General features: G+C 60.3%; 16 protein-coding genes and 2 tRNA genes. 12 read left to right on the forward strand and 6 right to left on the reverse strand.

What is annotated here, in order from left to right; translation table 11 throughout:
* Positions 1 to 38 precede the first annotated feature (38 nt).
* Positions 39 to 125 (forward strand) — tRNA-Leu (locus tag AUQ37_RS06200).
* A 547-nt stretch (positions 126 to 672) separates the two neighbouring features.
* On the opposite strand, the gene AUQ37_RS10020 is transcribed toward AUQ37_RS06200, so the two are convergent.
* Positions 673 to 813, reverse strand: coding sequence for a hypothetical protein (locus tag AUQ37_RS10020; RefSeq protein WP_157844314.1), 141 nt, complete (start codon positions 811 to 813; stop codon positions 673 to 675).
* A complete protein-coding gene (locus tag AUQ37_RS06205) occupies positions 810 to 1,781 on the reverse strand; it encodes an AAA family ATPase (protein WP_058747859.1) in 972 nt (323 codons plus the stop codon). The genes AUQ37_RS10020 and AUQ37_RS06205 overlap by 4 nt, the downstream gene beginning before the upstream one ends.
* Positions 1,782 to 1,904: 123 nt before the next feature.
* Here AUQ37_RS06205 and AUQ37_RS06210 point away from each other — a divergent pair, with 123 nt between their 5' ends.
* The 4 genes from AUQ37_RS06210 (at position 1,905) to AUQ37_RS06225 (ending at position 4,249) form a co-directional block, all read left to right on the forward strand.
* Entirely contained in the window at positions 1,905 to 2,201 is a 297-nt protein-coding gene (locus AUQ37_RS06210; RefSeq protein WP_058747860.1) for a hypothetical protein, read from the forward strand.
* A gap of 215 nt (positions 2,202 to 2,416) precedes the next feature.
* Positions 2,417 to 3,472 carry a methylornithine synthase PylB gene (gene pylB / locus AUQ37_RS06215; RefSeq protein ID WP_058747861.1) on the forward strand — a complete coding sequence of 352 codons (1,056 nt, stop codon included), beginning with the start codon at positions 2,417 to 2,419 and terminating at the stop codon, positions 3,470 to 3,472.
* Positions 3,473 to 3,536: 64 nt separating this feature from the next.
* Positions 3,537 to 3,872: a multidrug efflux SMR transporter gene (locus tag AUQ37_RS06220; RefSeq protein WP_058747862.1), complete on the forward strand. Its 336-nt coding sequence runs from the start codon at positions 3,537 to 3,539 to the stop codon at positions 3,870 to 3,872.
* A 5-nt stretch (positions 3,873 to 3,877) separates the two neighbouring features.
* Positions 3,878 to 4,249, forward strand: a complete 372-nt coding sequence (locus AUQ37_RS06225) for a multidrug efflux SMR transporter (protein WP_058747872.1) — start codon at positions 3,878 to 3,880, stop codon at positions 4,247 to 4,249.
* 10 nt (positions 4,250 to 4,259) lie between these two features.
* Here AUQ37_RS06225 and AUQ37_RS06230 read toward each other — a convergent pair whose 3' ends face one another.
* The 4 genes from AUQ37_RS06230 to AUQ37_RS06245 form a co-directional block, all read right to left on the reverse strand.
* Entirely contained in the window at positions 4,260 to 5,078 is an 819-nt protein-coding gene (locus AUQ37_RS06230; protein WP_201013816.1) for a uroporphyrinogen decarboxylase family protein, read from the reverse strand.
* A gap of 263 nt (positions 5,079 to 5,341) precedes the next feature.
* A complete protein-coding gene (locus AUQ37_RS06235) occupies positions 5,342 to 5,797 on the reverse strand; it encodes an isocitrate/isopropylmalate family dehydrogenase (RefSeq protein WP_058747864.1) in 456 nt (151 codons plus the stop codon).
* Between the two features lie 98 nt (positions 5,798 to 5,895).
* Positions 5,896 to 6,369, reverse strand: a complete 474-nt coding sequence (locus AUQ37_RS06240) for an isocitrate/isopropylmalate family dehydrogenase (RefSeq protein ID WP_058747865.1) — start codon at positions 6,367 to 6,369, stop codon at positions 5,896 to 5,898.
* 6 nt (positions 6,370 to 6,375) lie between these two features.
* Positions 6,376 to 7,386 carry a deoxyhypusine synthase gene (locus tag AUQ37_RS06245; protein ID WP_058747866.1) on the reverse strand — a complete coding sequence of 337 codons (1,011 nt, stop codon included), beginning with the start codon at positions 7,384 to 7,386 and terminating at the stop codon, positions 6,376 to 6,378.
* Positions 7,387 to 7,582: 196 nt separating this feature from the next.
* Between AUQ37_RS06245 and AUQ37_RS06250 the strand changes: the two genes are divergently transcribed.
* The 7 genes from AUQ37_RS06250 to AUQ37_RS06280 all read left to right on the forward strand — a co-directional run bounded on the left by AUQ37_RS06250 (position 7,583) and on the right by AUQ37_RS06280 (position 10,189).
* Positions 7,583 to 8,071 (forward strand): hypothetical protein, encoded by a 489-nt coding sequence (locus tag AUQ37_RS06250; protein ID WP_058747867.1) that lies wholly within the window; start codon positions 7,583 to 7,585, stop codon positions 8,069 to 8,071.
* 60 nt (positions 8,072 to 8,131) lie between these two features.
* On the forward strand, positions 8,132 to 8,755 hold the full coding sequence (locus AUQ37_RS06255) for a DNA-directed RNA polymerase (RefSeq protein WP_082662448.1): 624 nt from the start codon (positions 8,132 to 8,134) through the stop codon (positions 8,753 to 8,755).
* Positions 8,755 to 8,952 carry a transcription elongation factor subunit Spt4 gene (spt4, locus tag AUQ37_RS06260; protein ID WP_058747868.1) on the forward strand — a complete coding sequence of 66 codons (198 nt, stop codon included), beginning with the start codon at positions 8,755 to 8,757 and terminating at the stop codon, positions 8,950 to 8,952. The genes AUQ37_RS06255 and spt4 overlap by 1 nt, the downstream gene beginning before the upstream one ends.
* Before the next feature lie 6 nt (positions 8,953 to 8,958).
* A complete protein-coding gene (locus tag AUQ37_RS06265) occupies positions 8,959 to 9,462 on the forward strand; it encodes a GTP-dependent dephospho-CoA kinase family protein (protein WP_058747869.1) in 504 nt (167 codons plus the stop codon).
* Positions 9,462 to 9,794 (forward strand): 30S ribosomal protein S24e, encoded by a 333-nt coding sequence (locus AUQ37_RS06270; protein WP_058747870.1) that lies wholly within the window; start codon positions 9,462 to 9,464, stop codon positions 9,792 to 9,794. The genes AUQ37_RS06265 and AUQ37_RS06270 overlap by 1 nt, the downstream gene beginning before the upstream one ends.
* Positions 9,795 to 9,799: 5 nt before the next feature.
* Entirely contained in the window at positions 9,800 to 9,994 is a 195-nt protein-coding gene (locus AUQ37_RS06275; protein WP_058747871.1) for a 30S ribosomal protein S27ae, read from the forward strand.
* Between the two features lie 122 nt (positions 9,995 to 10,116).
* Positions 10,117 to 10,189: transfer RNA gene (locus tag AUQ37_RS06280), tRNA-Arg, on the forward strand.
* Positions 10,190 to 10,192: the final 3 nt, after the last annotated feature.

Here is a 10,192-nt window from a genome sequence, read left to right on the forward strand (position 1 = left end):
AAGGATTATAAATAAGTCATGTATCCCAGAAACCTGTTGCAAGGGTAGTCAAGCATGGCCAACGACGCTAGCTTGAGGGGCTAGTCCCTAGCGGTCCGCGTGTTCAAATCACGTCCCTTGCACCATTTACATTATTAAATCGGTGCCTGCCGACCGTATATGTCCGTTTAAGCTGAACTTTCACCGTCTCTCTGACTCACTTGATTGTTCATGTTCAGAACTCCGGCAACTCATTCTGATATGAAATGAAGCATCGCTGCGCATCGAACGGTCATTTCGGTCTTTGAATACACAGAGTGATGGGGCAGATATTTCCTGAAGGATACCAATACCCTACCAATACCCTACCAATTGGTAGGGATTTATAATCGATTCACTATGATAAATCAATATGATATATCATTGAATACTGCCAGAACCGACATTAAAACCCTGATCAGTCTTGGATTTTGATAGAAGTCGGAAAAGAAGTCAACATGAAAGTTTATTCTTGGTCCGGAAAAAAGATTTGACGGCCTACCAATACCCTACCAATACATTGCTAAATGGTATGGTAACCGAGAGTGCTGGGCGATCGGCGGAGCGATCGATTATCGGAAGATCGCCGTCGCTGACTGCGACCGTCCATCATCATATGAAAAACAAGTTTCGGGGCCGTTCGGCCCCTATTTTTCACTCCCCGAGCATGAATGCGGAGAGTTTGGTTCCTCTGTGCTCCTCGGTCTCCGGGACTATCTGCACAGTCCTGCCCGACCTCAGACCAGACTGGATCTCAGTGTCCAGGACAGGCGAGTCTGTGACGATGTAGGTCACAGCGATGCGTCGATTCCCTTGGATTTCAGGGACTCTCCGTCCCCTTTGCCGGCCTCCGGTTCCTGCCCGCGCCTGACGAGCTCATCGATGACGATGTTCTCGGTCTCGGCCTTCCAGTCCCTCCTGACTCCCGGCAGGGAGTTCCTGAGGCCGATATCAGCCGCGTAAAACCTGTAGGCCGAGCCTTTGAACACTCCGGGAGCGAACACTTTGATGAGATAGGAGCGCTCCAGCCCCTCGATCATCTTCTTGGTGCCCATGCCCCTCTTGTCCAGGAATCCTTTGAGGTCCTCCTTGCTCAGACCCTCCCCTATGTGCTCCATCAGATAATCCGCGAAGCAGCGGACATCTGCGGCATCTGCGCCTTTCTCGAGGGAGTTGTACAGGATCTCGAAATATAGGGATCTGAGGGCCCTGCGGGCATCGGACGGGCCCATGGACGTCCTGATGCATGGCATGCCGCCGTAGATGCGGTAAAATTCCGCTCCGTTGCTCTCGCCCTCGATGCCGTTCAGATCCATGAACTCGCGGAGCGAGAGCGGGCGAACGGTGAGCAGCTCGTAGCCGTTGGCGATCGAAGCGCCCTTCAGGACATCTGAGGGGTCTACGGACGATGTGATGTAGAATTCGAGCTTCCCGCTGCGGGTCAGGTTGTACAATGCCGCCGTCCAGCCGTCGATCCGGGATATCTCATCGACGATGACGGTCATAGGGCCGGGCCCTGCGGCTTCCGAGATCTTCTTCATGAGGGCATCGGTGTATCCGACTTCCAGGAAGTCGGCGGATTCCGCGTCGATGTAAACGCAGTCCTTCTTGGCCTCCTTCAGCCTTGCCATCAGCTGTTTCATGATCTCGGTCTTGCCGACCCCGCGCATCCCGCAGACGATCTTTATCTTGCCGTCGCCGGCCATGTTCATGAGAGCGTCTACGTAGAACGCTCTCTCCAAGGTCCTGCCGTTTTCTGCCATGGATGCCCTATCGCCGTTCGTAAAAAAGCGAATCCGCCTGCACAGCGGCGGCGGATACCGGTACAATCTCTGGGTCCTCCTGACGGTCGGGTTTAATACGGCGCTCAGCGATTGCGGATGCATATGATGCCGCGCAAGAAGCTCGTCTACTATGCGAACAAGCATGGAGTGGCCTATTCGAACATGAAGCTCACCGATGACGAACTGAAGCAGATCTGCTCAGAAGTTGGCTCCAAGTACTACAGTTCCAAGGACTGCGGCGGGAGCGTGTCGACCCTCATCGACTGCGTGATGGATGACGGGGAGTTCAGGAACAGGCACAGGAAGGACGGTGTCGCCGAGGACCTCTTCGAGATGAGGTGCGCGGATTATGCGGCAGACGAGGTCATGGCTGCTGTCGCCAAGATAAGGAAGGGATGATCCGGCGGGCCTGCTTCCGCCAGATCCCTGTCCAGTATCCGGTCCCGGGCTCTTCCGCCGCCCCGCTCCGTCCAATCACGTTAAATAGAGTTGGATGCATTTCGGATGCATGAACGCTTAGGCGGAGGCCGCTCGGCCGGACGGTCTCCACTCCGTTGGTACGGAATGCCGACCTGAAGGTGCCAGGGTCCGCATGTGTTTATGAGGCATTGCCGATGGAAACAAGCGACATAATCGATTCTATCAGGAACGGAAATCAGGCCACCAGGGACGAAATCGTGAAGCTGCTGTCTGCTCAGGGCAGGGACAGGGATGAGCTCTTCGCCGAGGCGAGGGAGGTCAGGGACAGGCAGTTCGGCGACCGTGTGTTCGCCTATGGGTTCGTCTATTTCTCGACCTACTGCCACAACAACTGCACTTTCTGCTATTTCAGGAAGAGCAACAGCATCGATAGGTACAGGAAGACGCCGGAGGAGATAATCGCCACCGCCGCCGACCTGAAGGACGCCGGCATCGACCTGGTCGACCTCACCATGGGCGAGGACGATCAGATGTACAAGGACAACTGCGCCGAGCTCCTGGACATCATCTCGGGCGTCAGGAAACTGGGGATATCTATCATGGTCTCCCCGGGCGCGGTGGGGAAGGATGCTATGCGCCCCATCAAGGAGGCGGGCGCGGACTTCTTCGCGGTGTACCAGGAGACCCACAACAGGGACCTGTACGCTAAGCTCCGTCTCAATCAGGATTATGATTTCAGGTACAATCAGAGGGTGTGGGCCAGGGAGGCAGGGCTCCTGACCGAGGACGGCATGATGGTCGGCCTCGGGGAGACCATGGAGGACCGTGCGGATTCCATCCTGATGATGGGGGAGGAGAAGTGCGAGCAGATCCGCTGCATGACCTTCGTCCCGCAGGCCGGCACCCCGCTGCAGAACCTCGAGCCGATGGACTCCGAGATGGAGCTGAAGTCCATCGCGGTCATGAGGCTGCTGTTCCCCGACAGGTTCATCCCCGCGACCCTGGACGTCGAGGGCGTCCAGGGCATGAAATCGCGTCTGGATGCAGGTGCCAGCACCATCACGTCCATCATCGTCCCCCACAAGCACTTCGCAGGCGTGGCGCAACCGGAGAAGGATATCGAGTCCGGTGTACGCTCAGTACAGCATGTCTACGACCTCGTAGAGGACATGGGGAAGAAGATCGCCACGCAGAACGAGTTCAGGCATGCCATCGAGCCTCTCGAGGCCAGGATTCGCCCTAAAGACTAAATAAAACCATTTTGGTTATGCCAGCATGCCCGGCCGGTTCCGGCCGGGCAGTGTGTGAGCATACATGGACCCGCTGGTATTCGTCATCGTGGGCGGTTTCTTCGAGCCTGCCTGGGTATTCACTCTGGAGAAGGGAGGGACGTATCAGTCGGACCTCTGCAGGAAATATGCGTGGTATCTGATCTCGGCCTTCTTCATGTTCTGCAGCCTCATGTTCATGTCCAAGGGCATGGACGGAGGGTTGGACGTCGGGGTCACTTATGCCATCTGGACGGCCGTGGGCGCCCTGGTGACGCTGGCCGTCAGCGTGTCCTTCATGAAAGAGAAACTGAACTGGCTCCAGGTGTTGGCGGTCATGATGATCCTCGTCGGCATCTCCGGCCTGGAGTTATCGAGGTGAGGAGCATGGGCGTCAATCCTTGGATATACATCGCCGCGGGAGGGATCATAGAGGCCGTCTGGGCCACCACTATGAACGAGACGGAAGGTTTCACAGTCCCCTCCTGGTCTGTCCTCACGTTCCTCATAAGCCTGGTCAGCGTCTGGTTCCTGTACTGCGGGCTGAAGCTCGGGCTTCCGACGGGGACCGCGTACGCGGCGTGGACCGGATGCGGGACCGTGTGCTCCACTGTGTTCGGGATATTGTTCTACGATCAGATGCTCGGGGCCGTCCAATTCCTGTTCCTGGCACTTCTGATCGGCGGCATACTGCTGCTGCAGGTCGCGGAAGGCCGCGGGAAGAAGCCCGCCGCCGGCGAAGGAGCAGAGGGCTCCTGAACTCGTGTCCTTAAAGATCGCGCCAGTAGTTCCTGCCGGCGCGTCCCATGGCTATGACGTTCATGTCGGGCGCGCTGATCGGGCACTCGCAGCCGGGGGCAAGGATGAAGCCCCCGTCCGCAGCGCCTTCTTTGATGATGCGGTAGCATTCCGGGACCACCATCTCGGGGGTGCCCATCATTATGAACCTCACCGGGTCGATGTTGCCCATGAGCGCGATCTTCTTCCCGGCCAGTTTCTTGGCCTCTCTGACCGGGACCGCATGATCGAAACTGAGGCAGTCGGCGCCCGTATCGGCGATCATCGGGATGATCGGCCGGGTGTTGCCGCATATGTGCAGGAACGCATGCTCTCCGGAGGCTTTCTTGACCTTCGAGATCGTCTTCTTCAGAGCGGGTGCGGAGAACTCCGGGAACATCTCCGGGGAGATGATGTCGCAGGAGGATGTCGGGTCGGCCATCCACATGACCGTGGCACCGTGGGAGCACTGGGTCATCTGCTGGTCCGCGACGAAGTCCGCGCATTTGGCGACGAGCTTCGAGACCATCTCCTCGTTGCCCATCATGGTCGCCATGAGCATGTCCTCCACGCCCATGATGTACCCGGCGGTGCTTATGGGGCCCCAGGTGAGCCCGCAGATCTCGAGGTCCTCCGGGAGTATCCTAGAAGTCTCCTCCAGGGCCTCGGTGAAGCATTTGGTGAACCTGGGGCACTCGGAGGCCTTGGACGGGTCGAAGAAGGCCAGCCTGTCGACGTCCTCGGGCTCGCTGACAAGCTTCGAACGGACGCGCCCGTAGTCATCCTCCGGGAAATCCACGTCCATCCCCATGTCGGCGAACGGCACCTGCGAGTCGAGACCGGCTTGACGAAGTCCGAGTACGTCCTCATCGCATAATCCACGGATACCTTGGCGGACAGTTTGGGTTCGAACCTCGCTTCGCTGACTTTATGCCCGCAGCTCCTGGCGGCCGTGACCAGGGCGAAATTGTTCACCGGGGTGCGGTCCCCCTTCTCGAATCTGAGCGCGTCCTCCACGGCCGCGCGGTGGCCCATGTCCTTCATGGATGATGCAACGGGGCGGAGCGTATTAAATCAGCGTACGGCCGGGTTCGGGTCTGCCGCCCGATCGGTCTCCGCCGTCTCCATATGCTTGAGCACACCCTTGGTGAAGGCCGAGGGAGAGATCTTGCCGCCGATGTCGGCGGTGGTCCGCCGGCGCTCGTACATATAGCTGACGGACTCCTCTACGGCGCGCGCCCCGTCGGATTCGCCCAGATGCCTCAGCGCCATGGCGGCGGCGAGGAGGGCGGCCGTTGGGTTCGATGCCCTCTGGGGGCTGACCTCCCCGAACCCGCGGGATGGCATGAACATGCCGAATTCCTTACCGATGAAGCCTACGGGCGTGAGCCCGCTGCCTCCGATGATGCCCGATAGGGTCCCGCGCAGGAAACCAGCGGGGCCGGGCCCGGAGATGACGGTATCGAACTCGGAGGGGTCCAGGGCGAGCCTGCATGATGCCTTCTCCTCGGACATGATCTCCGTCCTCATATCCGAGCCTTCGAAAGCGTCCGAAAAAGACTGTGCCAGGAGCCTGTCCGATTCGGGTTCGGCGCCGTTCCCGGCGACCAGGCAGGCCGCATGCCTGCCTAGCCTTCCGCGGTCGCGCGGGCGGCGGCGAAGAGCTCCTCAGACGCGTCGGACGAGATGTCCGATTCCCTGGTGATGCCGTACAGCGTGGAGTACTCCCTCACCGGCGGGAGCGAGTCGGGGCTCTCGGTGATCAGCAGGACGTCGGCCTTCTTGGTCCCGAGGTGCCTGCTGAGCTGCCTGAACGGGCGGACCTCCTCGAAGAGGTTCATCTGCCTCCTGACGTCCTCCAGCGGGTTCCTGAGGCCGGTTCCGGACATGTCGCAGTGGGCGGACAGCACCGCGTCCGCCTCGGCCAGGTAAGACACGGTATCGGCGGGGAGGGCCCTCCCGGTGCGCTTCAGGGCCGAGGCCCCGATCTCGCCTCTGACGATCTCGATGCTGTCAGCGGCTGCCCTGATCGCTGATTCGGCGGCCTCCATGACGGCAGGGCCGTCGCCGTCGCCCGGGAGCACCAGGAGCTTCTTCGGCATATCCGCTCAGAGGAGCCTGTCGGCGACTCCCGCGTAGATGAGCGGGAGGGTGATGGTCGCATCCCCCTCGACGGTCATCTTCTTGGCCGAGGCCTTCACTTTGCCCCAGGAGACGGCCTCTCTGATCCTCGCTCCGGACAGGGATCCGTCGAACTCCTCGGCGGTGGTCAGGTAGATGCAGTAGTCGAGGCCGCCGCGGAACTGGTTCCACCAGATGACGTGGTGCTTGGAAATGCCGCCGCCGATGATGATGGCTCCGGTCTTCTTGGCATCGTTGGTCATCTCGGAGAGCATCTGCTCGTCGCCGAACAGGTCGATCCTGAGCTTCCTGTGGGTCTGGTAGTACATCCAGAGCTGGCATCCGAAGGAGCCGTCGGTGATCCCGGGGACGACGATCGGGACCTTGTTGACGTGGGCCCAGTAGAGCAGGCTGTCCTGGTATCCCTTGGGCTTGGTGTCGGCGATGTGCTCTCCGACCTTGTCTATGATCTCGTGGGTGGTCAGGGAGTTCGTCTCGGCGAAGATCTCGTCGAACAGGGGGAGGAGGTTGTCCTCGAGGACGTACCCGTAGCAGTCGTCGGGGACCAGGACGTTCCCGAGCCTGCTGACCTCGTTCTCCCTGAGGAGGGCGTCGTCCATCATGAAGTCGCCCTTGTAGTAGGCGGCGTAGAGCCTGGATATGTCGTGGTCGAGGCATCCGCAGGTGGTGATGATGAGGTCCACCATGTGGTTCTTCACCATGTCGACGAGCACTCCGCGGGTGCCGGTGGCCATGATGCATGCCGGGAAGGACAGGATCTTGAGGCAGTTCTTGTCCTTGTTCATCTTCTCGACGATGTCGGTCGCGTCGGCGAGCTTCTGAGCGGTGAACCCTCCCGCCCTGCCCATGGCCTTGAGCATGTCATCCACGGTCATGCCTTTGGTGACCTTGATGTCCTTGACGGGGATCTTCTTCAGGTTCTTCTTCTCGTAGGCCTCCCTCTCCTCGGGAGTGACCTTCTCTTTTTCCGAGACCATTTATGTCACTTGCGCTCGCTATCCTGCCCCCTTCATTTAAAATTATCCCGCGAAATGCGCAACTGCGCGCGCCTGAACGGCGGCGACGGGACGCGGATATGAGCTGACTTCATCATCTGGCACATCAGGTCCGGATTGCATCGCGGCATGATCGGCGGCGGAAACGGTTCTATATGCGCAGGCGCATCATCCGGCCATGCAGATCATGGCCAGGTCCTGCAGGTACCCCGAGCTTCTGGAACAGTGCAGGGGGAGGAAGGTCTACATGTGGACCTGCAACACCTGCGCGCGCATCTGCGGGATCGGCGGGGACGCCAACGCCCGCAGCCTGGGCGAGAGGCTGTCCGCCGACGGCATCGATATCGTCGGCTACGGGTCGACCGGGGCCTCGTGCATAGCCTCGAACGTCCGCAAGTGCCAGACACCGGAGATCGCGGGGTGCGACACCATCCTGTCGCTCACCTGCGACATCGGCGCGAAGCTCTGCGGGGCGGTATCGGGGAAGGAGGTCCTGAACCCGGTGTGCACGCTCGGCGCCGGATACCGCGACGACGGCAAGGTATGCCGGCTCATGCGCACCGACGGTTCCGATCCGGCGCTCTCCGAAGAGGCCGAGCGCAGGGGCCTGCCGCCCGGTCCCTTCCGAGGGGCGCCAGAAGGCCCGGCCTATCTTTATTCTTTATAACGGCGGATAAGCAGGCATTAAATATATGCGCGGTTTAGGGCGCTTCCATAGGGATCCGCCATGTATATGATTACTGAAGCCCAGAGGAACGTCCGCATCCCTCCGAAAGACCTCGGAGAGGACATCTCGGACGTCATCGGCTCCCTCTCGAGCGAGACCTACGAGGGAAGGCTGGAGGAGAACAAGTCCATCACCGTTCTCGTAGGCGACGCCGTTCCCGAGGGGCCGGGGCGCATCGTCCACGGCGACGGCGCGGTCTACCAGACTGTCAAGATGAAGCAGCTCTCCTACTTCCTCGTCGAGAACGAGGTCATCGAGGGCATCGTCGTGGATGTCCTCAAGTTCGGAGCGTTCATCAGATTCGGTCCGCTCGACGGCCTCCTGCACGTCAGCCAGATCATGGACGACCGTGTGGACGTGGACGAGGCCAACAAGAAGATCGTCGGGAAGGACACCGGCAGGACCCTCTCCGTCGGGGACAGGGTCAGGGCCAGGGTCGTCAGCATCGAGCTGAACGAGAAGTCCCCCCAGGACAGCAAGATCGGGCTCACCATGAAGCAGCCCGGCCTCGGGAGGATCGAGTGGATCGACGAGGACGCCAAGAAGGCCTCGGGGGCGGATCCTGCTGCCGACGGCAAGGCCGCCAAGAAGAAGGCCAAGCCCAAGAGCGAAGGTGAGAGCTGATGGCGGCTGCGCGTCCGGTGTACCGTGCCTGCAAGTCCTGCCAGTTCATCACCGAGGACACCGTCTGCCCCAGGTGCGGCGGCGACACCACCAAAGAGTGGCAGGGGATAGTGGCCATCGCGGACTACGAGAAGTCCGAGATCGCCAAGAAGATGGGCATAACCGCCAACGGCACCTATGCCCTCAAGGTCCGCTGATCCCATATGGCCGGCAGGAAGCTGACCCCCTCCCTGAGGGAGGAGTTCAAGAAACCTGTCGGGCGCGACATATCCGAGAGCGAACTGAAAACCATTCACGCTGAACACAAACTCATTACAGTGGGGGACGTGGTCTCCCTCACGGCGTACCGGCTCGGCGCCGTGCCGATCCTCGCCGTCTACGACGGCATGACGGAGAGGCACGGGACCGCGGGATTCGCCGACCTCGTGAAGAGCGAAGGTCTGGCGGAGACGGTCGTCGAGAACCCGGCGGCAACCATAACGGATGCCCTGGACTCGGCGGTGTCGGACGCATTGGCCGGGAGGTCCGCGGCCATACTCCGTGTCATCGGGGAGGAGGATCTGGCTCTGCTGCCGTGCATCCTCCACGCCCCCGAAGGCGCGGTGGTGGTCTACGGATGGCCCGGGAGAGGGATGAAGGCCGTCGACACGGACGGGCCTTCGAGAGCATACATCAGGCACCTGCTTGACAGTATGGAGGAGATCTAATGAAGATTGAGTACACGAATGAGAGGGACAATGCCCTCTTCGAGAGGAAAGAAGTCTGCTTCGAGGTCGACCACGAGAGGGAGGCAACTCCCGGAAGGAACGCTGTCGCCGAGGAGATCGCGAAGAAGTACGGCACCAACAGGAACCTCGTCGTCATCGAGAAGATGGCGTCCGAGTACGGCGTCGGCAAATCCAAGGGATACGCCAAGGTCTACGCGAACAAGAAGGCCGCGCTCAAGTACGAGAACGGCAAGCTCCTCAAGAGGAACGGCATCGAGGACGAGTCGAAGAAGGCCGAGGCGCCCGCTGACGCGGCGCCCGCTCAGGAGTGAACAATATGGCGAAGAAAGAGGCAGCCGCGAAGAAGGAAGAGACCAAGAGGGAGCTCTACAAGGTCGAGGGCGACAAGGTCGTCAGGACCAGGCAGGCCTGCCCCAAGTGCGGACCCGGTGTCTTCCTGGCACAGCACAAGGACCGCCTTTCCTGCGGGAAGTGCGGCTACACCGAGTTCCTCAAGGACAAGAAAGAGTGAAACAGGATCTTCGGCTCCTCCCCTCTCATCCGGAGCCGCGCCGGGGCTGGCACCCCGGCATCCGCTTTTAAATCACTCCCGAACGGCCGTCAGACCGATCGAACTTATTTTCCGGTTTTCAAGGGCCTGTAGTATAGCTTGGATAGCACAGGGGCCTCCGGAGCCCCGGACCCGGGTTCGAATCCCGCGGGCCCGCCT

Source organism: Candidatus Methanomethylophilus sp. 1R26 (assembly GCF_001481295.1).
Taxonomy (GTDB): domain Archaea; phylum Thermoplasmatota; class Thermoplasmata; order Methanomassiliicoccales; family Methanomethylophilaceae; genus Methanomethylophilus.

Coding starts and splice junctions, on each gene's coding strand:
- AUQ37_RS06205 (WP_058747859.1), bottom strand. CDS start 1,781: ATGGCAGAAAACGGCAGGACCTTGGAGAGAGCGTTCTACGTAGACGCT.
- AUQ37_RS06210 (WP_058747860.1), top strand. CDS start 1,905: ATGATGCCGCGCAAGAAGCTCGTCTACTATGCGAACAAGCATGGAGTG.
- pylB (WP_058747861.1), top strand. CDS start 2,417: ATGGAAACAAGCGACATAATCGATTCTATCAGGAACGGAAATCAGGCC.
- AUQ37_RS06220 (WP_058747862.1), top strand. CDS start 3,537: ATGGACCCGCTGGTATTCGTCATCGTGGGCGGTTTCTTCGAGCCTGCC.
- AUQ37_RS06225 (WP_058747872.1), top strand. CDS start 3,878: ATGGGCGTCAATCCTTGGATATACATCGCCGCGGGAGGGATCATAGAG.
- AUQ37_RS06230 (WP_201013816.1), bottom strand. CDS start 5,078: ATGGGGATGGACGTGGATTTCCCGGAGGATGACTACGGGCGCGTCCGT.
- AUQ37_RS06235 (WP_058747864.1), bottom strand. CDS start 5,797: ATGAGGACGGAGATCATGTCCGAGGAGAAGGCATCATGCAGGCTCGCC.
- AUQ37_RS06240 (WP_058747865.1), bottom strand. CDS start 6,369: ATGCCGAAGAAGCTCCTGGTGCTCCCGGGCGACGGCGACGGCCCTGCC.
- AUQ37_RS06245 (WP_058747866.1), bottom strand. CDS start 7,386: ATGGTCTCGGAAAAAGAGAAGGTCACTCCCGAGGAGAGGGAGGCCTAC.
- AUQ37_RS06250 (WP_058747867.1), top strand. CDS start 7,583: ATGCAGATCATGGCCAGGTCCTGCAGGTACCCCGAGCTTCTGGAACAG.
- AUQ37_RS06255 (WP_082662448.1), top strand. CDS start 8,132: ATGTATATGATTACTGAAGCCCAGAGGAACGTCCGCATCCCTCCGAAA.
- spt4 (WP_058747868.1), top strand. CDS start 8,755: ATGGCGGCTGCGCGTCCGGTGTACCGTGCCTGCAAGTCCTGCCAGTTC.
- AUQ37_RS06265 (WP_058747869.1), top strand. CDS start 8,959: ATGGCCGGCAGGAAGCTGACCCCCTCCCTGAGGGAGGAGTTCAAGAAA.
- AUQ37_RS06270 (WP_058747870.1), top strand. CDS start 9,462: ATGAAGATTGAGTACACGAATGAGAGGGACAATGCCCTCTTCGAGAGG.
- AUQ37_RS06275 (WP_058747871.1), top strand. CDS start 9,800: ATGGCGAAGAAAGAGGCAGCCGCGAAGAAGGAAGAGACCAAGAGGGAG.